Consider the following 23,315-nt stretch of genomic DNA (forward strand, 5'->3'; position numbering starts at 1 on the left):
GTCATTCCGGGGCGCGTCGCAGACGCGAACCCGGAATCTCGATCGAGCGACAAAGCTCGGGATTCCGGGTTCGATGCTATCGCATCGCCCCGGAATGACAGGGAAGCGGAAGCATTCATGGCCGCGTATGGTCTCTACACGCATATCGCCTCGAACAAGTTTCGTTCGATGCTGCTGCTCGGCGGCCTGTTCGCGCTGGTTTATGTGCTGGTCTATGCCGGCGCCCTGGTCGCCGAAGTCTTCATCAACGACACAGAGACCGCCGCGTACTATCTGAGACAGGCCTTCTCCGATCTGCTCAAGGCCGCGCCCGTCGCGACCATCGTGGCGGCGGTCTGGATCGTGATCGCCTATTTCTTCCACCAGTCGATGATCGACGCGGTGACCGGCGGCCACGGCGTCACCCGGCAGGAGGAGCCGCGGCTCTACAACCTGCTCGAGAATCTCTGCATCTCGCGCGGCATCACCATGCCGAAGCTGAAGATCATGGAGAGCCCGGCGCTGAACGCGTTCGCGACCGGCCTCAATCCCAGGCAATATTCCATCACCGTCACCACGGGTATCCTCGATGCGCTTGATGACAAGGAGATCGAGGCGGTGCTGGGCCACGAGCTGACCCATATCAAGAACGGCGACGTCCAGCTGATGGTGGTCGCCGTCATCATCGCCGGCGTGGTCGGCTTCTTCGGCGAGATGTTCTTCCGCCTGTTCACGAATTTCAACTGGAGCTCCGGCGGCTCGTCGGGCTCCTCGTCGTCGTCGCGCTCGTCCTCGTCGTCGAGCGACAGCAAAAGCTCCGGCGGCGGCGCGGTGATCGTGATCATCATCGCGATCGTCCTGATCGTGTTGGCCTGGCTGCTGTCTCAGGTGGTCAAGCTCGCGCTGTCGCGGTCGCGCGAATATCTCGCCGACGCAGGCTCCGTCGAGCTGACGAAAGATCCCGATGCGATGATCTCGGCGCTGCGCAAGATCGAGAATCGCGGCGAGTTGCCCGGCGCGACCTCGGCCGTGATGGAGCTCTGCGTCGACAATCCCCGCGAGGGCTTCGCCGATCTCTTCGCAACCCACCCCTCGGTGCAATCCAGGGTCGACGCACTGGTCAAGTTTGCCGGCGGCCATGATCCGGGCCCGCTGCCGCCGACCGAGGAAGCGGACGAGGCCAAGGCGCCGGTCGACCAGCAGGACGCCCTACCGCCGCCAAATCACGGCCCCTGGAACGATGCCGGCGGCCCTGTCGCTCCGCCACCCGTGCCGGCACCCGGCCCCTCCGGAACTGCGAACAGCAACCCCATGGGCATGCCGGCCGGCAATCCAATAGGCAATCCTATGGGTCCTTGGGGCCGTCATTAGGGATGCGGTGTGCCGCCATGCGCGGCAGTTTCGCCGCGATTGGGAAAAACTTCAGGAATTGCCGTATCGACATGCCGAGGAATTGAATTCTCCCTTGTTTCTGCCATGTTCGCGCCCAACAGCAGACTCGGGACATCCTGGGACATCGATTTGAGCCCGGCCGATTGCGACCTCGCGATCGGGGGCGCGTTAGGGGACAGCAATGGCAAAGCCGGCAGTGGTTGTGGTGGGCGCGGACAAGGGCGGGGTCGGCAAGACCACGGTGTCGCGCACCTTGCTCGATTATTTCTCAGCCAACAACGTGCCGACCCGCGCCTTCGACACGGAGTCCCCGCGCGGAACCCTGAAGCGCTTCCACCCCGACATCACCGAGATCGTCGACATGACGACGACATCGGATCAGATGAAGATCTTCGACACCCTCAATGCGACCAGCCCGTCGGTGACCGTGATCGACGTCCGCGCCGGCCTGCTCTCGCCGGCGCTCGCCTCGCTGCGCGACATCGGCTTCCTCGACGCCGCCAAGGCGGGCCAGATCACCTTTGCCGTGTTCCACATCCTGGGACCCTCGATCGCCTCGCTGGACGAGATCGCCGAGACCGCGGGCTTCATGACCGGTGCAAAATATTTCCTGGTGAAGAACTTCATCAACGACACCCAGTTCTTCCAGTGGGATCAGGCGACCTATAATTCCTACTTCCACCGCATCAAGGACGCCACCGAGCTGACCATCCCCAAGCTCAACGAAATGGCCTATGAACAGGTCGAGGTGTCCTCCGTTCCGTTCCTGAAGTTCGTCGCCAACAAGGGCATCAACGACGAGGCCGCGAACTATTCCTTCGTGCTGCGCGGCTATGTCCGGCACTGGCTGGCCAACGTCTGGAGCGAGTTCGACCGCATCCGCCTGACCGACATCGTCGGTTCGAAGCCCGTCACCCGCAACAGCGAAAAATAGTTGCGCAAGCCGGGCTGATACGGCTGGATTGGGCAGTGAGTTGGCCTGATATAGCTGCCGATGCCCGCAACGCCCGTCTACATCATCTGCTCGCCCCGCCCGCAGGTCGGCAAGACCCTGCTGGCGCGGCTTTTGAGCGAATTCCTGCTGCTCAAGAACGGCAACGTCGCGGCCTTCGACGTCAATCTGAAGGAGCCGTCGCTGCTCGACTACCTGCCCGGCGTCACCGAGACCGCCGACGTGATCGACACCTACGGCAAGATGCAGCTGATGGACCGCGTCATCGTCGACGACGGGCTTGCCAAGGTGATCGACCTCGGCTTCCACGCCTTCGACGAGTTCTTCAAGATGACCGACGAAATCGGCCTGTTGAAGGAAGCAGCCCGCCGCCACGTCGCGCCCCAGATCCTATTCGTCGCCGACACCGACCGCGTCTCGGCGCGCGCCCACGAGATGCTGCGCATGCAGATCCCGCGCATGAACCTGATCACGGTCGACAACGAATATGTGGTGCGCGGCGAGCTGCCGGCCGCGATGGAAGGCGGCCGGCTGCTGCGCCTGCCCGCACTGCCCGGCTTCCTCAAGACCTATGTCGACCGGCTGAACTTTTCCTTCACCCGCTACCTGCGCCAGGAAAAGGATTCCTCCACCGAGCTGCATCAATGGACCCGGCGCAATTACCTCGCCTTCCGCGAGCCTCGAGCTCAGCCTGATCCTGCAACGGTCCTGACCGGCGTCATTCCGGGGCGCGACGAAGTCGCGAGCCCGGAATCCATCGGGCCGCGAGGATGACGCGCAGTGGATTCCCGGGTGCCCAATTGCGCACCTGAGCTTGCGCTGGCGCGCGCCCCGGAATGACGAAAGGTGCAGGGGTCACCTTCGATTATTTTATCCGGGTAATATTGACGCTTGGCTTCTCTGGCGCTACTGAGGCTTGGCAGCAACCTTCCTCAGCCAAAGGCCCGCCCGTGAGCATCGACCGGAAAGCAGTGATCACCGCCTATAAGGAGCGCAAGACGATTGCGGGCATCTATGTCGTGCGCTGCGCAGCGTCGGGGCAGACCTGGGTCGGCCAAGCGCCGAACCTGGAGACGATCCAGAACCGCATCTGGTTCTCGCTGCGCCAGGGCGGCCACACTTGCCGCAGCCTCCAGGCCGCCTGGACCACGCATGGCGAGGCCGCCCTGTCCTTTGGCGAATGCGAGCGGCTGGAGGACGAGGACAGCGCCTATGTCAGGAACGCGCTCCTGAAGGAGCGCCTGCTGCATTGGCGGGCCGAGCTGAAGGCCGAGCCGATCTGACCGCGGCAAGCGGCTCAGTGTCCCTCGAACGTCATCAGCGTGCGCACCGGCACGTCCATGGCGCGCAGCTTGGCGGCGCCACCGAGCTCGGGCAGGTCGATGATGAAGCAGGCGGCGACGACGTTGGCGCCGATCTGACGCAGCAGCTTCACCGCGCCCTCTGCGGTGCCGCCGGTGGCAATGAGATCGTCGACCAGGATGACGCGCTCGCCGGGCTGGATCGCGTCGACGTGCATCTCCATCTCGTCGATGCCGTATTCGAGCGAATAAGCGATGCGCACGGTGGTGTGCGGCAGCTTGCCCTTCTTGCGGATCGGCACGAAGCCGGCGGAGAGCTGGTGCGCCACCGCGCCGCCGATGATGAAGCCCCTCGCCTCCATGCCGGCGACCTTGTCGATCTTGTTGCCGGCCCAGGGATTGACGAGCTCATCGACCGCGCGGCGGAAGGCGCGCGCGTCCGCGAGCAGGGTGGTGATGTCGCGGAACATGATCCCGGGCTTGGGATAGTCGGGAATGGTGCGGACGCTCGCCTTGATGTCGTGGTCAAAGGTCATTTGTATCTCATGTTAGCTGTCATTCCGGAGCGGCTCGAGCCGGGATCTCGAGATTCCGGGTTCGATGCTGCGCATCGCCCCGGAATGACGAGCATGAAACATGCACTCAATTCGCCCCGGCATCCAGCCGGAACGCATTCTCAACAATCTTCAGTCCCACCTCATTGCCGAGCGACATCAGCGATTCCGGGTGGAATTGCACGCCGGCGACCGGCAGGGTCTTGTGCTCCAGCGCCATGGCGACACCGTCCTCGGTGCTGGCGGTGATGGACAGCACTTCCGGCATGCTGTCGCGTTCGACATAGAGCGAGTGATAGCGGCCGATGACGATCTCGTTCGGCAGATTGCGCATCAGGCGCCCGCCGCGCACCTGCACCCGCGAGGGCCGGCCGTGCGCGGGATGGGTGAGCTGACCGAGCTCGCCGCCGAAATATTCGCCGATGGCCTGCACGCCGAGGCAGACGCCGAACACCGGCAGCTTCTTCTCCAGCGCCGCATCGATGGTCTTCTTGATCCCAAAATCCTCAGGGCGCCCGGGGCCCGGCGACAGCACCAGCAAATCCCAGGTCTTCTGCTTGAGCATGTCGAGCGCGTGCACATGGCGGACCACAGTGACGTCGGCGCCGACCTGGCGGAAATAATCGGCGAGCATGTGCACGAAGCTGTCGTCGTGGTCGATCAGCAAGACCCGCTTGCCCGAGCCGGTCGCATCGGGCGCGAAAGTCGACAGCGGCTTCGGCGGATCGCCGCGCAGCGCCTGGAACAGCGCGGCGGCCTTGACCTGGCATTCGCGGTCTTCGGCGGCCGGATCGGAATCGAACAGGCAGGTGGCGCCGACGCGCACTTCGGCAAGGCCATCCTTCATGCGGATGGTGCGAATGGTGAGGCCGGTGTTGATGCTGCCGTCGAAATTTACCGCGCCGATCGCACCGGCATACCAGCGCCGCGGCGAGCGCTCGTGATCCTCGACGAACTGCATCGCCCACAGCTTCGGCGCGCCCGTGACGGTGACGGCCCAGGCATGGGTGAGGAAAGCATCGAGCGCGTCGAAGCCGGGGCGCAGCATGCCCTCGACATGATCGACGGTGTGGAACAGCTTCGAGTAGGTCTCGATCTGGCGGCGCGCCAGCACCTTTATGGTGCCGGGGACACAGACGCGCGCCTTGTCGTTGCGGTCGACGTCGGTGCACATGTTGAGCTCGAACTCGTCCTTTTCCGAGTTCAGCAGTTGGCGGATCTGCTCGGCATCGCCGATCGCATCGCTGCCGCGCGCGATGGTGCCCGAGATCGGGCAGGTCTCGACGCGGCGCCCGTCCGAGCGCACGAACATCTCCGGCGAGGCGGAGACGAGAAACTCTCCCTCCCCAAGATTCATCAGCGCGCCGTAGGGAGAGGGATTGATGACGCAGAGGCGCTGGAAGACTTCGGCCGGCGATCGGTCGCAGGGCTCGGCAAACAATTGTCCCGGCACCGCCTCGAACAGATCGCCGCGCGCGAACGCCGCGCGCGCGGTCTCGACCGTGGCCTGATATTCGCCGGGTGCATGGTCGGCAAAGCCCTGGCGCGGCGTCTTCAGGTACGGGCTCTCCGCAGTCTCGCGCGGCAGGCCCTCAGTGGACTTGCCCTTCCAGGCGAAATCGTAGGAGAGCACGACGCCGCGGCCGGTGGCGCGGTCATAGGCCAGCAGGCGATCGGGAACGTAGAGCACGATGTCGCGCTGGTCCTGCTCGCGCGGGCGCCTCTGCACGAGATCCTCGATCTGGAAGACGAGGTCGTAGGCAAAGGCGCCGAACAGGCCGAGCAGCCCGTCATCATTGGCGGAGAAGGCGGCGACGAGGTCGCGCACCAGCGACATCACGCTGGCGCGCCGCGTGCGCTGATCCTCCTCGACCGGCGCGTCGCCGCGGATGATGTGGCCTGCGAGGCGCACGGGCGTCTTCTCGGAGATCACCACGCAGGGCTCGCGCAGGACGTCGCCGAGGAAGGCGATCAGCACCTCGCCTCGCGGGTTGAGCGCTTCGAGCTTGAAGTTGGAAGCCCGTTGTCTCGAGCTTGAGCGGCGGATCGGAGAAGCCGAGGTCGAAGCTCTCGTAGCGGCCGGGAACGGTCGTGCCCGAGGACAGCACCACGCCGCGGCGGCGGTCGAGCAGGTTGACGAGGTCGTCGAGCCGGCTGGCGCCGCCGGTAAACTGCTCTGCCACGCGCGTGATCGCAAGACCTGCGCGGGTCACATAGTCGCTTCTGGCCGGGAGGGCAAAGACGGTCCTGTTCATGTCGTCCTCTTACGAAACTTGCCGAGGGAACGCCACACAGGACAAACGATCAGGCCGCCGCACTGCGTTGGCGACCTCAGACGATTTGGGAAAGAAAAATCGCACCGGCCACCTCGTCAGGAGGTGCGCCACCAAAAACGGGCTGGGCGGACGGCGGTGCTCATGGGGCGATACTCACCATGGCGCGGGGACGGCGTCAAGGTGAGAAACCCGTCCCCCGCGCGGCGGAGCCGTGCCGCGCTCGGCTTGCCGCCCATGCCGGGCTAAGGCTCCTCGGCCTGCGGCTCCCAGCCGAACCTGCTTTTCTTCCGATCCCATTTGAGCACGGAATAACCGTCGCATTCCATGCATTCCCAAAGGACGAGCTTGCCGCGCTTGTCCTTCGAAAGAGCCGCGAACTGGCGGTTGGTACGTATGGCGTCGACAAAGCGCACCTTAGGCTTCTCGCCGTCCGGCTGATCGAGGATCAGCATGAACCTTCCCTTTGGGCCGGCACACTCCTGAAACACGCCGACCACAGCAATCTGCCGCGTGGCGGCGCCGTCGAAGCGACCCTCGACGGCAAAGGACATGCCGGCGCCCTTCATCGCATCGGCGCCATTCTCCAACAGCAGCTCCTTGGGAATCAGGTCCTTGCGGAATTCGGTCGCCTTGCACCAGCTTTTGCGGATCTGGTTCGCGGGGATGCCGCGAACCTCCGTCGTGAACGGATGGAATTCCGCGATGACCCACCAGGCCTCTGTCTTGAGGTTGCCGTTCAGCGTGACGAAGGCCTGCTCTGCTGCCGCCTGAGCCGTCGTCAACGCGACGATGCCGGCAATGGCGGCCACGCCCCCAACGATCCGGCCGCGCACGCGGCGGGTGAGAGACGACGTCGCCATACGTCTCACCCCAGATGCTTGCGGAAAAACTCCGTCGCCCTGCCCCAGGCGAGCTCGGCGGCTTCACGGTCGTGCACGGCCTGGCGCTGCTCGTTGACGAAGGCATGCTCGGCGTCATAGCGGAAAAGCTCGAGCGACTTGCCGGCGGCCTTCATCGCCTTTTCGAAGCCGTTGACCAGCTCCGGCGTGCACCAATCGTCCTTGTTTGCGAAATGGGCCTGGAGCGGAATCTTGACGTCGGCGGGCTTGGCAGCCTGCTCCGGCGGGATGCCGTAGAACACGACGCCGGCCGCGAGCTCCGGAATCTTGGTCGCGCCGATGATGGTCACGGCGCCGCCGAGGCAGAAGCCGGTCAGGCCGACCTTGGCGCCGTTGCGCGACAGATATTGCGCGGCGCCGCGTACCGTCTGCGTGGTGGCGTCCATGAAGTCGAGCGAGTTCATCTCCTTGTTGGCGCTGTCCGTGTCGTGATACGGCACCACCTTGCCCTTGTAGAGATCGGGCGCCAGCGCATCGAAGCCGGCCAGCGCGAAGCGGTCGCACAGGCCCTTGATCTGATCCGACAATCCCCACCATTCCTGGATCACGACCACGCCCGGCGCGTTGCCGCGCGCGGCATTGGCGAGATAGCCCGAGGCGTCCTTGCCGTCCGGCCGCTTGAAGGTGATGGCGGTTCCCATGATGTCCTCCGGTGAGTTTCTGAGGGAGCGGTTGACGGTATTCTGGCCACTGGACGCGCGCGGCGCAATCCACACTCCCGTCATTCCGGGGCGCGATAGCGCGAACCCGGAATCCATCGGGCCTCAACGTCGGTGGATGAATGGATTCCGGGTTCGCGCCAAGAGGCGCGCCCCGGAATGACTGCACGCACAAGAAAGCCCCTTGCGGGGGCTTTCGCATGTCTTGTCTCGTCAGGCGCGGCCTCAGTGCGAGCTGGCCCAGACCTTCTTCTTGGTGAAGTACATCAGGCCCGCGAACAGGATCAGGAACACGAAGACCTGGAAGCCGAGGCGCTTGCGCGCTTCCATGTGCGGCTCGGCGGTCCACATCAGGAAGGTGGTGACGTCCTTGGCGTACTGCGCGACCGTGGCCGGCGAGCCGTCGTCATAGGTCACCTGGCCGTCGCTGAGCGGCTTCGGCATCTTGATGGCGTGGCCCGGGAAGTACTTGTTGTAGTAGGACCCCTCCGGGATGGTCACGCCCTCAGGCGCCTTGTCCTCATAGCCCTGGAGCAGCGCGGTGACATAGTCAGGCCCCTGCTCCTGGTACTGGGTGAAGACGTCGAAAATGAACCAGGGGAAGCCGCGCTTGTAAGAGCGCGCCTTGGTGATCAGGGACAGGTCGGGCGGCGCCGCACCACCGTTCGCCGCACGCGCAGCCTGCTCGTTCGGGAATGGCGAGGGGAAATAGTCCGCCGGCCGGCCCGCACGCTCGAACATGTCGCCCGCATCGTTCGGACCGTCCTTGACCTTGTACTCGGCTGCAAACGCCGACGCCTGCGCCACCGAATAGCCGGGCCCGCCGGGCTCGGCGAGGTTGCGGAAGGCGACGTAAGACAGGCCGTGGCAGCTGGCGCAGACCTCCTTGTAGACCTTCAGGCCGCGCTGCAGGGCGCCGCGATCGAACGTACCGAAAGGCCCAGCGAAGGACCATTTGTTGCCCGGAGGCTTGTCGCCGCCTTCGGACGCTTTCGCGCTGTCGATCGAGCCCGCGAACAACGAGCCGGCGAGCGCCAGCACGATCGCGGTCGACACCATCGGTGTCGATCGGCTGCCGGTCTTGGCCAGCACCGCATCCGAGATCGAGTTCGGCACCGGCCGCGGCTTCTCGATCCGCGAGAGCAGCGGCAGCACGATCAGGAAGTAGGCGAAGTAGCAGAACGTCAGGATCCGGCCGGCAATGACGTAGATGCCTTCCGGCGGCTGCGCGCCGAGATAGCCGAGCAGGATGCAGACCGCGACGAAGATCCAGAAGAACTGCTTGGCCAGCGGACGGTACTTCGACGACCTGGTCTTGGCGTTGTCGAGCCAGGGCAGGAAGCACAGGATGATGATCGCCCCGAACATCGCGATGACGCCAGCGAGCTTGTCGGGAATCGAACGCAGAATCGCGTAGAACGGCAGATAATACCATTCCGGCACGATGTGCGGCGGCGTCACGCCCGGGTTCGCCGGAATGTAGTTGTCGGCGTCACCGAGATAGTTCGGCATGTAGAAGATGAACCAGGCGTAGAGCAGCAGGAAGCAGGCGACGCCGAACATGTCCTTGATGGTGGCATGCGGCGTGAACGGCACCGTGTCCTTTTCCGTCTTCGGCTCGACCCCATCAGGGTTGTTCTGGCCGGCGACGTGCAGCGCCCAGACGTGCAGCACGACGACGCCCGCGATCACGAACGGCAGCAGATAGTGCAGCGAGAAGAAGCGGTTCAGCGTCGGGTTGCCGACTGCATAGCCGCCCCACAGCAGCGTCACGATGCTCTCGCCGACATAGGGAATGGCGGAGAACAGGTTGGTGATGACGGTGGCGCCCCAGAAGCTCATCTGGCCCCAGGGCAGCACGTAGCCCATGAAGCCCGTCGCCATCATCAGGAGGTAGATGATGACGCCGAGGATCCACAACACCTCGCGCGGCTCCTTGTACGACCCGTAATAAAGGCCGCGGAACATGTGGACGTAGACGGCGACGAAGAACATCGAAGCGCCGACCGCATGCATGTTGCGCAGCAGCCAGCCGTAGTTCACGTCGCGGACGATCAGCTCGACCGACTTGAAGGCGAGATCGGCATTCGGCGTGTAATGCATCGCCAGGATCACGCCGGTCAGGATCTGCATCCCCAGCATGAAGGACAGAATGGCGCCGAAGGTCCACCAATAGTTCAGGTTACGCGGGGTGGGATAGGCGACGAACGAGGAGTGCATGAGGCCGAAGATCGGCAGGCGCCGCTCGATCCATTGCAGGGCCGGATTGCTCGGCTGGTAGTCGGATGGTCCGCTCATGATGCGATCCTGAGGAAATAGTACGACGAGACGGCGCGAAGCTTCGGACTATGGTCCAAAGCTCAGCCGATCTGGATTTTGGTGTCGGAAACGAACTGGTACGGCGGCACTGGCAGGTTCGAGGGCGCAGGGCCCTGGCGGATGCGGCCGGACGTATCGTACACCGAACCATGGCAGGGGCAGAAGAACCCGTCGTAGCTGCCTTCATGAGCGATCGGGATGCAGCCGAGATGGGTGCAGATGCCGATCACGACCAGCCACTGATCGTGACCGGACTTGACCCGAGCCTCGTCGGACTGCGGATCGGGCAGGCTCGCCACGTTGACGGCGCGAGCCTCCTCGATCTGCTTCTTGGTGCGGTGGCTGATGTAGATCGGCTTGCCGCGCCAGAACACCTTGATGTCCTGCCCTTCCGCGATCGGGCTGAGATCGACCTCGATCGGCGCACCGGCGGCGATGGTCGAGGCGTCAGGATTCATCTGCGAGATGAAAGGCCAGAGCGCGGCCGCGCCCCTACTGCTGCAGCTGCCCCGGTTGCAACGAATAAGAAATCACGGCGTGTCGGATGGTCCGCCGAAGACGCTGTCGTCACGATTCCAACCCTTTCTTCTTGTGCAACCGGTGGAACCGCTCCAGGGGGCGCCCATGAGGTCCCCGGAAAGGCTGCCGGCGCCCGCGGCCCCCCGCGGCGGCAGAACTTCGCTTATTCGCCTCTAAACAGGCGAAACAGCAGTCCAGAATCGTTCTATTGGCACCCTTGCCGGGCGAGCGCAAGCCCGCTATCGGCGCGGGGGCGTGCCATGCACGAATTCCCGGGCAGGCGATGTTTTATTGAGACATTCCCGTCCCGCAACCAGCCCGCCATTCCCGATGCAGATAGCGCTTTTCCAACCTGACATCCCCCAGAACACCGGTACGATTCTCAGGCTCTGCGCCTGCCTCGGCCTGGACGCCCATATCATCGAACCGGCGGGGTTCCCGGTCTCCGACCGCGCGTTCCGCCGGGCGGGAATGGACTACCTCAGCCATGTCAGCATCGTCAGGCACGATTCCTGGCTGAAGTTCGAGGACTGGCGCGCCGTCCACGGCCACCGCCTGCTGTTGTTCACCACCAAGGCCGCCACCGACTATCGCGATTTCCGTTACCACACGTCGGACATCCTGCTATTCGGGCGCGAGAGCGCCGGGGTCACCGAGGCGGTGGTCGAGGCCGCGGATGCGCGGCTGGTGATCCCGATCCGGGCCGGGCTGCGGTCGCTCAATGTCGCCATGACCGCTGCGATGGCCGCCGGCGAGGCGCTGCGGCAGGTCCGGACCCCGCAAGTCTGAAGGTTTGAGGAGAGACGATTGAGTTACGCGGTCAAGGAAATCTTCCTGACCCTGCAAGGCGAAGGCGCCCATGCCGGGCGTGCCTCCGTGTTCTGCCGCTTTGCCGGCTGCAATCTGTGGAGCGGGCGCGAGGCGGACCGCTTTGAAGCCACCTGCAAGTTCTGCGACACGGATTTCGTCGGAACCGACGGCACACTCGGCGCCCGCTACGGCTCGGCCGCCGAGCTCGCCGACACCATCGCCGCGCAATGGCGCGCCGCCGAAGCCGACCGCTACGTGGTGCTGACCGGCGGCGAGCCGCTGCTCCAGGTCGACGCCGCGCTGATCGAGGCGCTGCACGCCCGTGGCTTCGAGATCGGCGTCGAGACCAACGGCACCATCGAAGCGCCCGATGGCCTCGACTGGATCTGCGTCAGCCCCAAGGGCGGCAGCGAGCTGGTGCTGCGCCGGGGCCACGAGCTGAAACTGGTCTACCCGCAGGCCCTCGCCGCGCCAGAGACGTTCGAGCACCTCGCCTTCGAGCGCTTCTCGCTGCAGCCGATGGACGGCCCCGAGGTCGCCGAGAACACCGCGCGCGCGATCGACTATTGCCTGCGCCATCCGCAATGGCGGCTCAGCGTGCAGACACATAAATCGCTCGGCATCAGATAGGGACAGGTTTTGCAGGGTGGGCAAAGCGGAGCGTGCCCACCATTCGAGATGACGGTAAGAAGACGTGGGCACGGCGCAAGGGCGCCTTTGTCCACCCTACGGCACACTCCGCATGGGACGCGACCGGGAAATGCAGATGGACAATTCGACGATCGAAGGCCGCAAGGCCCGCGCCCGCACCTGGTTCGAGGCCTTGCGCGACGACATCTGCGCGAGCTTCGAGCGGCTCGAGGACGACGCCCCGCAAGACCTCTATCCGGGCGAAGCCGGCCGCTTCAAGCGCACGCCCTGGCAGCGCGCCGACCATACCGGCGCGCCCGGCGGCGGCGGGGTGATGTCGATGATGCACGGCCGACTGTTCGAAAAGGTCGGCGTGCACTGCTCGACCGTGCACGGCGAGTTCGCCCCTGAATTTCGCGCCCAGATTCCCGGCGCGGCGGACGACCCGAAGTTCTGGGCCTCCGGCATCTCGCTGATTGCGCATATGCGCAACCCGAACGTGCCCGCCGTGCACATGAACACGCGCTTCGTCGTCACCACGAAGGCCTGGTTCGGCGGCGGCGCCGATCTCACCCCGGTGCTCGACCGCCGGCGCACGCAGGACGATGCCGACACCATCGCCTTCCACGCCGCGATGAAGGAGGCCTGCGCGCAGAACAGCGGCGTTGCCGATTACGACAAGTACAAGACATGGTGCGACGAGTATTTCTACCTGCCGCACCGCAAGGAGCCGCGCGGCATCGGCGGCATCTTCTACGACTGGCACGACAGCGGCGACTGGGACGCCGACCTCGCCTTCACCAGGGACGTCGGCCGCGCTTTCCTGAAGATCTACCCCGAGATCGTCAGGCGCAATTTCGCCAGCGCTTGGACCGCCGCCGACCGCGAGGAGCAGTTGATCCGGCGCGGCCGCTATGTCGAGTTCAACCTGCTCTATGATCGCGGCACCATCTTCGGGCTCAAGACCGGCGGCAATGTCGAGTCGATCCTGTCGTCGATGCCGCCGGAGGTGAAATGGCCGTGACCGTTTCGAAGCCGCTCCCCCGCGCCATGCTGATCGACATGGACGACACCATCCTGTCGGCCTATGGCCGGCCCGAGATCGCCTGGAATACGATCGCGAACGAATTCGCCGAGGAGCTTGCGCCGCTGCCGCCGCCGCAGGTCGCGACCGCGGTGCTGGCCTATGCCAGGCAGTTCTGGTCGACCGCGGAGCCGATCTGGCGGATGAAGCTCGGCGAGGCGCGGCGGCTCACGGTGCGCGGCGGCTTCGCCGCGCTCGCCGCCGACGGCCATCGCGCCCTCTCGGACGATCTCGCCGATCGCCTCGCCGACCGCTTCACCACCTACCGCGAGGAAGCGATCTTCGTCTTCCCCGGTGCGCATGATGCGATCGACGCGTTCAGGGCACGCGGCGTCAAGCTCGCGCTGGTCACCAACGGCGCCGCCGACATGCAGCGCGCCAAGGTCGAGCGGTTCGAGCTGGCGCATCGCTTCGACCACATCCAGATCGAGGGCGAGCACGGCTTCGGTAAGCCCGAGGAGCGCGCCTATCTGCACGCGATGGAGGCGCTCGGCGTCACGCCTGAGGACACCTGGATGATCGGCGACAATCTGGAATGGGAAGTCGTGACGCCGCAGCGGCTCGGCATCTATTCGATCTGGATCGACGTGCACGGCGACGGCCTGCCCGAAGGCTCGACCGTCAAGCCCGACCGCATCATCCGCTCGCTGACCGAGTTGGTGCCGGATCGATCTTGAGCTGGGCGCCAAGCAAAAAGTCGAAAAACAACCCCATGCACAGTAGACGGTCCCTGCAATATCAAGGACTTGCGGATTTTGCGAAACGACTTTGATGCGCGGGCAAGAACACTGAAACTCAGTGCCTCGGCAGCACGATCTTGTGCACCACGCCGGCTTCCAGCCATTCAGTCTTGATGCTTCCGCCTTTCTTGGCCAGCATCTGACGCACGAACCTGGAGCCGAAACCCTCGCGCTTGGGAGTGCGTACCGGAGGCCCGCCCAGCTCCTGCCAGGCCAACTGGAGTTCTGCAGGGGCCATACTCCACGACACCAGCACGCGGCCTTCCGGACAAGACAATGCGCCGTACTTGGCGGAGTTGGTCGCCAGTTCATGGATCGAGAGCGCCAGGGCGCGCGACTGATCCAGCGCAAGCTGCGTCGCCGGTCCCGACAGGATAAAGCGTGCGCGCTCATAGCCGGCAAGTTCCGACGCAAGAAGCTCGGCGAGGTCGCTTTGATAGCTCATGTCATCTTGCATGAACCCATCGGCGGTGACGACGGCCGCAATCCTCCGACTGAGAGTCGCGCGGGCGTCCTCGTCATGCGAGAGCGTCTGGTTGACGACCGCTTGCACCACCCCGATCATGTTTCGCATGCGGTGCAAGAGCTCCCCCATGAGAAGCTCACGCTCACGATCTTTTCCGGCCAAAGCTGCCGCGAGCCTGCGGTATTGCTCGGCGCCCCAAATGATCACTGAGCCCGATGCCAGATAAAGCGCCAGGCTCGCCACCGTCGCGGCCTCCTTGATTTCAAAGGTGTAGACCGGCGGCATGAAAGCGTACCAGCCGATCACGCCGGCACCGAAGAGCGTCAGAAGGCCCGACCCACTTCCGGCCCACAGGGTGGAAAGCAGGACCGCGGGATAGTAAGTGGCAAACGCGATGACACCTGGGCCGATGAGCTCGCCCAGCGCAAGTCTTACGAGGGTGGCCAGGACGACCGATCCGGCCGCAACGCCTATGGCCCGGGGCAAACTGGGCTCATTCTCGGCCTGCCAAGGCTTGAGCTTGGCAAGCTCGAATGGCAGGTTGAGAGAGCGAAGCCGCAGCCCCTTCTGCCTGGCCCAGTCCCTGACCAGGCGCAGGCGCCGCCATGGATCGTGACGGCGCTGATCGACGTAAGCCACCGCCAGCGAAGCTGCGTCGGCAATGGTCTGCAGCAGCTGGACCTCTCTCGGCTGAATCTCGCGGGAATTCGCCCAGTAGGCGCCCATCGCCGCGATCGGGTCGTCCTGCCGAACGGGCACCATCGCCAGACTACGGACAAAGGTCGGGCGGTAGGCATCCTGCGGAATCCGGTCGTCCTGATAGATGTCCGGGATGACGGCAGCACGCCGCTCCAGCATGCACCAACCGGAGATGCAGGCCGACATCGGAAACCGCTGCCCCTTCCAGAGCGGCCCGATTGCATCCTCTTCCGCATAATAGCATCGGTCGCCTTCGCGCAGAACGAATGTGACCCCGTCCGCTCCGATCAGCGTCCGCGCAGAATGAGCGACGATATCCATGATCTCCGGCACGCTGCGTGCGACCGAAAGGCGCCGGATGATCGCAACCAGCGCCGATATCTCGGGGCTGTCCGGGTCAACGAGCGGAAACTTTGCTACGTTGCTCTGATCCATCTCACCGGCCGCCATCGACGCATCCCCCAGGGGGCCCGTTGCACACTTAGCGTAGCTGGAAACCCGAGGCCGTGCCAGCGCAACACGCACCACCGGGCCGCCCCGGGGCGCGGCATAAGCGACTGCTGGCCTGCCGCCGCGGGCTGCAGGACCAGACCCAAGCCGTTGAGGCGAAGCGCAATGCATCCGACAACCCGGTCGGAAAGCCGGCCAGGAACGGCAACAATTCTTTCCGACCCAGCCAATCGCGAGCGCATGTGTCTGCGTCATATCGGCCGTATCGCAACCCACCGCCGGATTCTCTCGGTACGACCGGTCTGCGTGATCGGCCCGTCATGACCCTTTGCTAGCTTCCCTTCCGGGTCGATCACGCGAAAGGAACACTCCATGGACTTGAAAGCCGGCGATGTGGTGATGCTGAAATCCGGCGGCCAGCCGCTGACGGTTGCGGAGGTGAAGGAGGACGACGCGCTCTGCCTCTGGATGGGCATGGAAGGCGACCTGTTCCGCGAGACGCTGCCACTGGCCGTGCTGGTGCAGGTGGAAGAGGACGATGAGGAGGATGAAGACGAGGAAGAGGGCGAAGAGTAGGCGCGCTCAAGACCGCATCCCGGTCAGGCCGGCCTGCTCCGCTCCAGCGCCTCCGATGTCCGCCGATCTGCCAATCGCAGGGCAACAGGCGGACATGGCTGGATGTCGAAGGATCACGAGCAGAAGACGCTGCGCGTCCAACTCAGCAATGCGACTACGGCTAGCGGCACGGGGCTAATTGAGACCGTCACGTTCCCTCTTGATGATCGCTCGCAGATCCCAGCCGATCCCGCGCTGGCTCACCAATCAAAGCTTCCTCTATGACGGCGTTCCATTCGCGCCAATGCGTCGGAAACACATATACGGGCAAATCGGTCTGCGAATTTACCCAGCCCCGAAGCACGCGGCGACAGGGGAAGACCAGCGCATGTACCTGTCCGGCGGTGTCGATCACCGCCAGCTGTAAGTTGCGATCAAACGGTGCCGTCGCCGTGGATTTCCACATGGCGCGCTCCTTATTTTGCAGGCGGGAGCGCGATCGGTCTCTCAGCCACCGACGCCTACGGCAAACCCTCGGTCGGTGATGGGCTCAGTGTATCTGGTCTCGGCGGGGACCTGTAGAGATTGTTCCGCCCGGCGAATTGATTCTCGCGCGCAGGCGATGACAAAAATCTTCAAGCACCGTTCGCACGTTTTCGCAGCTTACAAGCAGCCGCTCCGCTTGTTCGCGCTCCGTTGTGCTGAAGGGGTGACTGTTCCGTATGTCCCTGACATGGTTCACTCTTTCACGACATTCAGCCGCTCTTCTCTCGATAAATTCGAGTTGTTCCAGATCATGCGCGAGCTTATCCAACTCGGCGATCAGCAGCTTGATGATGCCCGTTCGTTTGTCAGCCGTCAGATCACCGGCGTTCAGAAGGCCGATAAAGTGATCTATGTTGGCTCTAGCTATAAATCGGTGCATTGGACCCCCCGTGATCCGCGCCGTAGATCCATTCTGAACCCGACCTGCAGAGTGGGAAATATATCTCTTTGTCACGTCGGCGTGACGGTGCAAAAAAAGGCCGCCGTGGGGGCGGCGGCCTTTGTCGCTATGGGTATGGGGACTCCGCACTCGGGGGTGCCAAGTGCAACGCCTTTGTAGGGGACATCGCATCGGTCGTTTTGAGCAGGATCAAAGTCGGCCGATCATGTCTGCTCAGGGTCAAATGCAATGAACTCAAGCTGAGCAAATCTCGTCCGCTCTGCCCCAACGAGCGGACCTCCGTCAGCCGACGCGCAACTTCGCTGATGGGGGCCACTTGCGGTTACTGGCAAGGTTTCAGTTCATTCTCTTCAGATTGCAGTGCACGACTTCTAATGAACTTGTGAACGGCCGTTGAAAGAGCCCGTGGTAGATTGAGTGAATGGGCAGAACGATAAAAACCGTTCTTCATGTGATCTGGGCGATTTGCACGATTACGTTGGGCACCGTGATTGGCGCGGCGACCGGCTGGGCATCTCACGGATTAGCCGGGGCTACTGCGGTTGGCTTCGTCGGGTTTTGTGTCGGAGCGCTGGCGGCTGCATCACCTGAAGCAGTGCTTCAGTTCCTGCACCATTAGAGGTCCAAAGCAGACTTCGATCCCTCGCCTCGACTATGGCAGCTGCGGGCCACGAGCGGACATACGCGGTGGCTCACCGATGGCCGCTGAGATCACGCGAACGGTCTTGCGACCGGCGCCGGCTTCAGTCCGCACGAGGAGCTGCAACTGATGCTCGCGGCGACCAAGCGTCAACGCATCCCCACGGCCGCATTCAGTGACGACCGCGAAGGCGCCCGATGCGAACTCGCATCGCTGGCCACTTTCAACGATCATGGGTTCCACTAAAGCTTTGCTAACCAAACAATCCTTCCAAGAGAAATTGCCCGTGGAACAACCGCTCTTTATGAAACTGGAAATGATTGCTCCCTTAGGTTGATTTAGAACGAAGTCGCAACGCCTTCAAAGACTTCAAAAGCAAAAGCGATCGCGTGAAAAAAAGACCATTGACACGTCGGCCGATGCCGGCCTCGGCATCAGTCCTGACGAGACGTTGCCCACGAACTCGCCGCTTGCGATCACCCTAGTGATGAAGCTTCGAGCAGCTGGTTAGCCTAGCTGGTCGATTTAGACCGAGCATCGTTCGTGATCTCATGAAATCCAGCAGTGGCTTATACTTTTCTCGCCTCGATCACATCAGAGCTCTGGCGGCCTACCTCGTTTTCGTGTGGCACTTCACCCATCTGACGACTGACTTCCCGGTGCCGTTCTCTGCCGCGCCGCCATTCCCTTTCGCGCTGCTGGATGAGGGGCACGTTGGCGTTGGGCTCTTCATGACGCTGAGCGGCTACCTATTCGCCAAGCTGGTGAACGGGCAGGCGATCAACTATCCCGCGTTTCTCTGGAGTCGCGCCGTAAGATTGGCACCCTTGCTCGCCGTGTCTCTGGCCGCCTGGTATATTCTCGGCAAGCTTCACATTGCCCCCCAGTTTACTTCAGTCAGATCTGGCGCGGAGTCTTGTTGCCGACGTTGCCGAACGGAGCCTGGTCGATCACGATCGAGTTTCACTTCTACCTGCTGTTCCCGTACCTGCTCGCGCTCAGCAACCGCTTTGGGCCTTATGCACTGCTCATCGGCATCTGTCTCAGCCTCTGCCTGCGTGCGCTCCTCTGGGTCAGATACGGAGAGGTCCAGCTCGTGGCGTATTGGACCATTGTCGGGGCGATCGACCAGTTTCTGATGGGCATGTTCTTCGCAACGGCTGGCCTTGGCGTAAAGGCACGTCGCGTCGTGGCTTTCACATGTGGGCTGCTGTTCCTGATCTTCTGGCAAATATTCGACGCCGAGGGCGGCTTCTTCAACCTCGATGGGGCCTATCCCTCTCCCTCGGCATTATGGATAGTCATTCCGACGATGCAGGCCGTCGCCTTTGGCAGTTTCGTCGCCTGGTACGACAATTCAGCGATTAGCATTCCCCCGAAGGTTGATTTCTGCCTCCGGAAAATCGGAGAGTGGTCATATTCGATCTATCTCCTGCATTTCTTCCTGCGCGAGGTCTTAATATTCCTCATCAAAGACCGTGCTGGCCAAGACGCCAACTTTTGGTGGGCGCTCCCAGCTGCGACCGTGCTTTTCGCGGCATTCGTACCCGTGGCGGGGCTGTCATTCGAGTTCTTCGAGAAACCGCTTCTACGGCTGCGGACGGCCTACATAGTGCGACCTAAAAAGGGCTCGGCGGCACTGCATACGCATTGAAATCCGATCCGCTACTCGGGCTCGATGGTCTGAGGTCCGCTTCGGGTTACAGTTGCCGCGGACCGTTGAGCCGGCGCTTTTTCCGTTGGATCAGCTGCGACGTTCGTGAGAACGAGCCTGATCGCGGGCATCGTTTCGCATGCCCAATCGGGCCCACCCATCTACGCCAGGAGCTGCCTCGCCGCCGCCGAGATCATCACCAGCCCGCCGGTGATGACAGCGACATCGAGGATCGCGGTGTGGATGTGCAGCGGCATCCGCTCGACGAAGGCCTTTGCCAGGAAGGCGCCGGGGATCGCGATCACCCCGATCAGGAGCGCGAAGGCGAGCACCTGCGCGGTGACGGCGCCGGCAAGGCCGAACACGGAGATCTTGATCAGGCCGGTGCCGAGCGAGATCATCGCATCGGTCGCGATCACGGCGGCGCCCTCCAGGCCCGCGGCCATCAGGAGCGAGAGCAGGATCACGCCGGAGCCGGAGGTGCCGCCGACCAGGACGCCGTAGCCGACCGAGCCGGCGGCAAGGCCGCCGTCGCCGATCCGCACGCTTCGGCGGCGGAGCACGCGGCGCAGCGGCACGCTCAGGATCAGCATGGCGCCGATCACCAGCGCCGCGCCCGCATTGGTCAGCCGCGTATAGCCGTAGGCGCCGAGCGCGGTGGTCACCGCGGCGCAGGCGAGCACGATAGCTGCGCGGCGGCGGTCGGCGTAGCGCAGGTAAGCGACCGCGCGGCTGCAATTGGTGAAGATGGCGGAGATCGCGATGATCGGCACCACGGGCTCGGCGCCGACCAGCGGCACCAGCACCAGCGGCATCAGGGCGCCGGTGCCGTAGCCGGCGAGACCGCCGATGATCGAGGCAAACAACGCCATCAACGCGACCAGCAGCAGCTGGAAGATCGAGATGTCGGCGAAGCCTGAGACGATGGTCACGTTCTCTCGTCGCGGCTGACGCGGGCCGCAGCTTGATCGGCGATGGCAGCGAGTGCGGCTTCCTCTAGGGGAAAATCCGCCGCAAGCCAAGCGTCCTCGGCGAGCGTCAACACGTGTCCGAGCGCGGGTCCTTCAGGCAGTCCGCGCGCGATGAAGTCGGCGGCCTTCAGCGGAAATTTCGGCGCCGTCCAGCGCCGCGGCAGCTCGGCGAGCGCGCGCCAGCGCGTGGAGGCGACATCGCCGCCGCTCCGCGCCCAGCCCAGCAACACACGATCGTGATAGCGCTCGGCACCGAGCCGGTAGAGCAGCCGCCGCGCATTGGCCTCGTCCTTGGTGGCGAGACGCCACCAGCGGTGTCCCATCGAATCCAGCGCCTTGGTCTCGGCATTGGACAGCCGCAGGCGCGCGGCGACGCGCTTGGCATCCTCGGTCACGGCGACGGTCAGCGCGGCGAGGCGCCGCGTGCTGCCGGCGGCGAGGCCGAGCTCGCGCTCGACCGCGATCATCGTCGCCAGCGGCCCGGTGTAGACGACGCCGCCGACCAGCGTCTGCAGCAGGCCGCCCTCGGCCATGGCCAGCGCGGCCGCGGATGCGCCCGACGCCACCAGGAGCTTCAGCATCTCCATCCGCACCCGTTCGGCCGAGAGGCTGGCAAGGCCGGCGCGGCCGCGGATGCAGGCGAGATAGCCGTCGCGGTCGGGATCGCCCGCGCCGAAAGCGGCGTGGATGCGGAAGAAGCGCAGGATGCGCAGATAGTCCTCGGCGATGCGCTGGTCGGGATCGCCGATGAAGCGCACGCGGCGCGCTTTGGCATCCGCGATGCCGCCGACATAATCGTAGACGACGCCCTTTGCATCGGCCGACAGGCCGTTCATGGTGAAGTCGCGCCGCTCGGCGTCCTTCACCCAGTCGCGACCGAACGCCACCTTGGCCTTGCGGCCGAAGGTTTCGGTGTCCTCCCGCAGCGTCGTGACTTCATAGGGATGGCTGTCGATGACCAGCGTGACGGTGCCGTGATCGATGCCGGTCGGCACGCCCTTGATGCCGGCGGCCTTGGCACGTCGCATCACCTCCTCGGGCCTGGCCGTGGTCGCGATGTCGATGTCGCCGGGCACAAGACCGAGCAGCGCGTTGCGCACCGCGCCGCCGACCACCCGCGCCTCCTCGCCGTCGGCATTGAGCAATTGCAGGACGCGCGCGGTCCCGCCCGAGATCAGCCAGGGCGCATCGGCAAGGACCGGCGCGAGTAAAGGCTCCGCGCTCATCGTGCTGCCCCTATTTTTCCACGCCCGGCACCAGCCGACCGTTCTCGATATGGGCGGGAACGTAGGTCGAATCCGGCGGCGCGCCGGAGAACTCCGCAAGGCCGATCAGGCCCGCGATGACGAGCGCAAGCGCGACCAGGGTGAGGCGCGCGACGATCGTGACCGGCCAGGACGAGCGCGCGAACACACCGGAGCGGCCCGCGGCCAGGAACAGCGCATAGACGGCAAACGGGATGAGGAAGATTCCGATCTCGGTCAGAACCGTCCGGATCATGACGAATAGATCCGCTCATACAACACACGCAGCATTCCGGCCGTGGCCCCCCAGATGTAGCGCTCCGCGAACGGCATCGCGTAATAGGACCGCTCCATGCCGCGGAATTCCTTGCTGTGCACCTGATGGTTCACCGGGTTCATCAGAAACGATAGCGGCACCTCGAAGGCGTCATCAACCTCGGAATGGTTGATGGTGAGCGAGAAGCCCGGCCGGACCTTGGCCACCGTCGGCAGGATGCGGAAGCCGAACGCCGTGCCGTAGAGATCGAGATAGCCGAGCGGCTCGACGAAGTCCCTGGACAACCCGACCTCCTCCTCGGCCTCGCGCAGCGCCGCGTCCAGCGGCGAGGAATCGGTCGCGTCGATCTTGCCGCCGGGAAAGGCGACCTGGCCGGCATGGTCGTTGAGATGCGCCGCGCGCTGCGTCAGCAGAATGGTCGGCTCGGGATGATCGACCACGGCGATCAGCACCGCGGCGGGGCGCACCGGCTGCTCGCGTGCGATGATCTCCAGCATCTTGTCGGTGCCGGGATCGCCCGAGGCGGGAATGATGTTGGGATCGTAGAGGCCGGCCGGCACGTCGAAGCCGAGCTTCGCCTTCGAGCGGGCGAAGAAATCCGCCGCGCCGAGCACAACCTGGTCGCTCTTCAGAATAGGCTTGGTCAAAGCGCGGCCCTCACCTGCTCCGCATCGGCCATGACGAAGAATTCGCCGGCCGATTCGACGCCGAACATCGGTTGGCCATCGACCATCCGCTCCTCGCCCATGTCAACCAGATCGTAATAGAGCGCCCGCGTGACCTTGGCCCAGAGATCGGCTCGGACATGCAGGTAAGGCGTCAGCCCGCCGTCCGCCGCCTGCTCGAAGCGCAGCCGGTGCGCGGCATCGCAGCTGACCCAGTCGTCGACATTGGTGCGGAAGCGCAGCACGCGATGGCCGCTCTCATCGTCCTTCTGCATCTCGACCGCCATGAACGGCGCATCGTCGACGCGGATGCCGACCTTCTCCACCGGCGTGACCAGGAAATGCTTGTCGCCCTCGCGCTTGAGGATGGTCGAGAACAGCCGCACCAGCGCGGGACGCCCGATTGGCGTGCCCAAATAGAACCAAGTACCATCGGAGGCGATTCGGATGTCGAGATCGCCGCAAAACGGCGGATTCCACAGGTGCACCGGCGGCAGGCCCTTCTTGCCGCCTTCGGCATTGGCAGCATTCTTGGCGGCGGCAGTCAGCCCCTCGAGGCCACGATCGGCGCTCTGCCCTTGGTTCGCCATGGTTTGCCCTGACTCTGTCTTTGGCACGATTGGTGCAGGTCTAC

At 64.1% G+C, this 23,315-nt stretch carries 21 protein-coding genes and 4 pseudogenes; 12 read left to right on the plus strand and 13 right to left on the minus strand.

Going from position 1 to position 23,315, the window contains the following annotated elements; translation table 11 throughout:
* Window positions 1-117: 117 nt before the first annotated feature.
* The 4 genes and pseudogenes from ACETMP_RS15275 (at window position 118) to ACETMP_RS15290 (ending at window position 3,606) form a co-directional block, all read left to right on the plus strand.
* Window positions 118-1,350, plus strand: a complete 1,233-nt coding sequence (locus ACETMP_RS15275; protein ID WP_375161571.1) for a M48 family metallopeptidase — start codon at window positions 118-120, stop codon at window positions 1,348-1,350.
* A gap of 202 nt (window positions 1,351-1,552) precedes the next feature.
* Complete coding sequence (locus ACETMP_RS15280; RefSeq protein ID WP_028134861.1) at window positions 1,553-2,305, plus strand: hypothetical protein; 753 nt, start codon at window positions 1,553-1,555, stop codon at window positions 2,303-2,305.
* Between the two features lie 60 nt (window positions 2,306-2,365).
* Window positions 2,366-3,035 (plus strand): annotated as a pseudogene (locus ACETMP_RS15285) (hypothetical protein).
* Window positions 3,036-3,273: 238 nt separating this feature from the next.
* A complete protein-coding gene (locus ACETMP_RS15290; RefSeq protein WP_375161572.1) occupies window positions 3,274-3,606 on the plus strand; it encodes a GIY-YIG nuclease family protein in 333 nt (110 codons plus the stop codon).
* Between the two features lie 14 nt (window positions 3,607-3,620).
* On the opposite strand, the gene ACETMP_RS15295 is transcribed toward ACETMP_RS15290, so the two are convergent.
* From ACETMP_RS15295 to petA, 6 genes and pseudogenes are all read right to left on the minus strand, one after another.
* Complete coding sequence (locus tag ACETMP_RS15295) at window positions 3,621-4,160, minus strand: adenine phosphoribosyltransferase (RefSeq protein ID WP_018323310.1); 540 nt, start codon at window positions 4,158-4,160, stop codon at window positions 3,621-3,623.
* 106 nt (window positions 4,161-4,266) lie between these two features.
* A pseudogene (locus ACETMP_RS15300) lies at window positions 4,267-6,433 on the minus strand (anthranilate synthase component I).
* A 263-nt stretch (window positions 6,434-6,696) separates the two neighbouring features.
* Complete coding sequence (locus tag ACETMP_RS15305) at window positions 6,697-7,314, minus strand: hypothetical protein (protein ID WP_375161573.1); 618 nt, start codon at window positions 7,312-7,314, stop codon at window positions 6,697-6,699.
* 5 nt (window positions 7,315-7,319) lie between these two features.
* Window positions 7,320-7,994 carry a dienelactone hydrolase family protein gene (locus ACETMP_RS15310; RefSeq protein ID WP_128924116.1) on the minus strand — a complete coding sequence of 225 codons (675 nt, stop codon included), beginning with the start codon at window positions 7,992-7,994 and terminating at the stop codon, window positions 7,320-7,322.
* 243 nt (window positions 7,995-8,237) lie between these two features.
* Window positions 8,238-10,310: a cytochrome b/c1 gene (gene fbcH, locus ACETMP_RS15315; RefSeq protein ID WP_375161574.1), complete on the minus strand. Its 2,073-nt coding sequence runs from the start codon at window positions 10,308-10,310 to the stop codon at window positions 8,238-8,240.
* Between the two features lie 62 nt (window positions 10,311-10,372).
* Window positions 10,373-10,902: pseudogene (petA, locus tag ACETMP_RS15320) on the minus strand (ubiquinol-cytochrome c reductase iron-sulfur subunit).
* 278 nt (window positions 10,903-11,180) lie between these two features.
* Here petA and ACETMP_RS15325 point away from each other — a divergent pair.
* The 4 genes from ACETMP_RS15325 to ACETMP_RS15340 all read left to right on the plus strand — a co-directional run bounded on the left by ACETMP_RS15325 (window position 11,181) and on the right by ACETMP_RS15340 (window position 14,051).
* Window positions 11,181-11,639, plus strand: coding sequence for a tRNA (cytidine(34)-2'-O)-methyltransferase (locus ACETMP_RS15325; RefSeq protein WP_375161575.1), 459 nt, complete (start codon window positions 11,181-11,183; stop codon window positions 11,637-11,639).
* Window positions 11,640-11,657: 18 nt separating this feature from the next.
* Window positions 11,658-12,290, plus strand: a complete 633-nt coding sequence (gene queE, locus ACETMP_RS15330) for a 7-carboxy-7-deazaguanine synthase (protein ID WP_375161576.1) — start codon at window positions 11,658-11,660, stop codon at window positions 12,288-12,290.
* Window positions 12,291-12,426: 136 nt separating this feature from the next.
* Complete coding sequence (hemF, locus tag ACETMP_RS15335) at window positions 12,427-13,314, plus strand: oxygen-dependent coproporphyrinogen oxidase (protein WP_375161577.1); 888 nt, start codon at window positions 12,427-12,429, stop codon at window positions 13,312-13,314.
* A complete protein-coding gene (locus ACETMP_RS15340; protein WP_375161578.1) occupies window positions 13,305-14,051 on the plus strand; it encodes an HAD family hydrolase in 747 nt (248 codons plus the stop codon). Before hemF ends, ACETMP_RS15340 begins: the two co-directional genes overlap by 10 nt.
* A 118-nt stretch (window positions 14,052-14,169) precedes the next feature.
* Here the strand turns inward: ACETMP_RS15340 and ACETMP_RS15345 are convergent, their stop codons facing one another.
* Window positions 14,170-15,729, minus strand: coding sequence for a GAF domain-containing protein (locus ACETMP_RS15345; RefSeq protein ID WP_375161579.1), 1,560 nt, complete (start codon window positions 15,727-15,729; stop codon window positions 14,170-14,172).
* 372 nt (window positions 15,730-16,101) lie between these two features.
* Here ACETMP_RS15345 and ACETMP_RS15350 point away from each other — a divergent pair, with 372 nt between their 5' ends.
* Complete coding sequence (locus tag ACETMP_RS15350; RefSeq protein ID WP_375161580.1) at window positions 16,102-16,305, plus strand: DUF2158 domain-containing protein; 204 nt, start codon at window positions 16,102-16,104, stop codon at window positions 16,303-16,305.
* Between the two features lie 187 nt (window positions 16,306-16,492).
* On the opposite strand, the gene ACETMP_RS15355 is transcribed toward ACETMP_RS15350, so the two are convergent.
* On the minus strand, window positions 16,493-16,750 hold the full coding sequence (locus ACETMP_RS15355; RefSeq protein WP_375161581.1) for a hypothetical protein: 258 nt from the start codon (window positions 16,748-16,750) through the stop codon (window positions 16,493-16,495).
* A 156-nt stretch (window positions 16,751-16,906) separates the two neighbouring features.
* On the opposite strand from ACETMP_RS15355, the gene ACETMP_RS15360 reads away from it, so the two are divergent.
* From ACETMP_RS15360 to ACETMP_RS15370, 3 genes and pseudogenes are all read left to right on the plus strand, one after another.
* The gene (locus ACETMP_RS15360; protein WP_375161582.1) at window positions 16,907-17,389 is read left to right on the plus strand and encodes a hypothetical protein; all 483 of its coding nucleotides are present in this window, start codon (window positions 16,907-16,909) and stop codon (window positions 17,387-17,389) included.
* 1,032 nt (window positions 17,390-18,421) lie between these two features.
* Window positions 18,422-18,742, plus strand: a pseudogene (locus ACETMP_RS15365) (acyltransferase family protein); the annotation flags it as partial.
* Between the two features lie 47 nt (window positions 18,743-18,789).
* A complete protein-coding gene (locus tag ACETMP_RS15370) occupies window positions 18,790-19,524 on the plus strand; it encodes an acyltransferase family protein (RefSeq protein WP_375161583.1) in 735 nt (244 codons plus the stop codon).
* Between the two features lie 161 nt (window positions 19,525-19,685).
* Here the strand turns inward: ACETMP_RS15370 and ACETMP_RS15375 are convergent, their stop codons facing one another.
* From ACETMP_RS15375 to ACETMP_RS15395, 5 genes are read right to left on the minus strand one after another with little or no spacing between them, the layout of a single operon-like run.
* Window positions 19,686-20,456 carry a sulfite exporter TauE/SafE family protein gene (locus tag ACETMP_RS15375; protein ID WP_375161584.1) on the minus strand — a complete coding sequence of 257 codons (771 nt, stop codon included), beginning with the start codon at window positions 20,454-20,456 and terminating at the stop codon, window positions 19,686-19,688.
* On the minus strand, window positions 20,453-21,721 hold the full coding sequence (locus tag ACETMP_RS15380; protein ID WP_375161585.1) for a CCA tRNA nucleotidyltransferase: 1,269 nt from the start codon (window positions 21,719-21,721) through the stop codon (window positions 20,453-20,455). The genes ACETMP_RS15375 and ACETMP_RS15380 overlap by 4 nt, the downstream gene beginning before the upstream one ends.
* A 10-nt stretch (window positions 21,722-21,731) precedes the next feature.
* A complete protein-coding gene (locus tag ACETMP_RS15385; RefSeq protein WP_375161586.1) occupies window positions 21,732-21,995 on the minus strand; it encodes a DUF6111 family protein in 264 nt (87 codons plus the stop codon).
* Window positions 21,992-22,663: a CoA pyrophosphatase gene (locus ACETMP_RS15390; RefSeq protein WP_028134843.1), complete on the minus strand. Its 672-nt coding sequence runs from the start codon at window positions 22,661-22,663 to the stop codon at window positions 21,992-21,994. The genes ACETMP_RS15385 and ACETMP_RS15390 overlap by 4 nt, the downstream gene beginning before the upstream one ends.
* Entirely contained in the window at window positions 22,660-23,271 is a 612-nt protein-coding gene (locus tag ACETMP_RS15395) for a DUF1285 domain-containing protein (RefSeq protein WP_375161587.1), read from the minus strand. The genes ACETMP_RS15390 and ACETMP_RS15395 overlap by 4 nt, the downstream gene beginning before the upstream one ends.
* Window positions 23,272-23,315: the final 44 nt, after the last annotated feature.

Origin of the sequence: Bradyrhizobium dasycarpum (assembly GCF_042019905.1) — a bacterium.
Lineage (GTDB): Bacteria > Pseudomonadota > Alphaproteobacteria > Rhizobiales > Xanthobacteraceae > Bradyrhizobium > Bradyrhizobium japonicum_B.

What these genes read in the sequence shown, in the direction of transcription:
- ACETMP_RS15325 (WP_375161575.1), top strand. Translation starts at nt 11,181, where the DNA reads ATGCAGATAGCGCTTTTCCAACCTGACATCCCCCAGAACACCGGTACG.
- ACETMP_RS15280 (WP_028134861.1), top strand. Translation starts at nt 1,553, where the DNA reads ATGGCAAAGCCGGCAGTGGTTGTGGTGGGCGCGGACAAGGGCGGGGTC.
- ACETMP_RS15385 (WP_375161586.1), bottom strand. Translation starts at nt 21,995, where the DNA reads ATGATCCGGACGGTTCTGACCGAGATCGGAATCTTCCTCATCCCGTTT.
- ACETMP_RS15275 (WP_375161571.1), top strand. Translation starts at nt 118, where the DNA reads ATGGCCGCGTATGGTCTCTACACGCATATCGCCTCGAACAAGTTTCGT.
- ACETMP_RS15360 (WP_375161582.1), top strand. Translation starts at nt 16,907, where the DNA reads ATGACAAAAATCTTCAAGCACCGTTCGCACGTTTTCGCAGCTTACAAG.
- ACETMP_RS15355 (WP_375161581.1), bottom strand. Translation starts at nt 16,750, where the DNA reads ATGTGGAAATCCACGGCGACGGCACCGTTTGATCGCAACTTACAGCTG.
- ACETMP_RS15395 (WP_375161587.1), bottom strand. Translation starts at nt 23,271, where the DNA reads ATGGCGAACCAAGGGCAGAGCGCCGATCGTGGCCTCGAGGGGCTGACT.
- ACETMP_RS15340 (WP_375161578.1), top strand. Translation starts at nt 13,305, where the DNA reads ATGGCCGTGACCGTTTCGAAGCCGCTCCCCCGCGCCATGCTGATCGAC.
- ACETMP_RS15295 (WP_018323310.1), bottom strand. Translation starts at nt 4,160, where the DNA reads ATGACCTTTGACCACGACATCAAGGCGAGCGTCCGCACCATTCCCGAC.
- ACETMP_RS15345 (WP_375161579.1), bottom strand. Translation starts at nt 15,729, where the DNA reads ATGGCGGCCGGTGAGATGGATCAGAGCAACGTAGCAAAGTTTCCGCTC.
- ACETMP_RS15380 (WP_375161585.1), bottom strand. Translation starts at nt 21,721, where the DNA reads ATGAGCGCGGAGCCTTTACTCGCGCCGGTCCTTGCCGATGCGCCCTGG.
- ACETMP_RS15305 (WP_375161573.1), bottom strand. Translation starts at nt 7,314, where the DNA reads ATGGCGACGTCGTCTCTCACCCGCCGCGTGCGCGGCCGGATCGTTGGG.
- fbcH (WP_375161574.1), bottom strand. Translation starts at nt 10,310, where the DNA reads ATGAGCGGACCATCCGACTACCAGCCGAGCAATCCGGCCCTGCAATGG.
- ACETMP_RS15310 (WP_128924116.1), bottom strand. Translation starts at nt 7,994, where the DNA reads ATGGGAACCGCCATCACCTTCAAGCGGCCGGACGGCAAGGACGCCTCG.
- hemF (WP_375161577.1), top strand. Translation starts at nt 12,427, where the DNA reads ATGGACAATTCGACGATCGAAGGCCGCAAGGCCCGCGCCCGCACCTGG.
- ACETMP_RS15350 (WP_375161580.1), top strand. Translation starts at nt 16,102, where the DNA reads ATGGACTTGAAAGCCGGCGATGTGGTGATGCTGAAATCCGGCGGCCAG.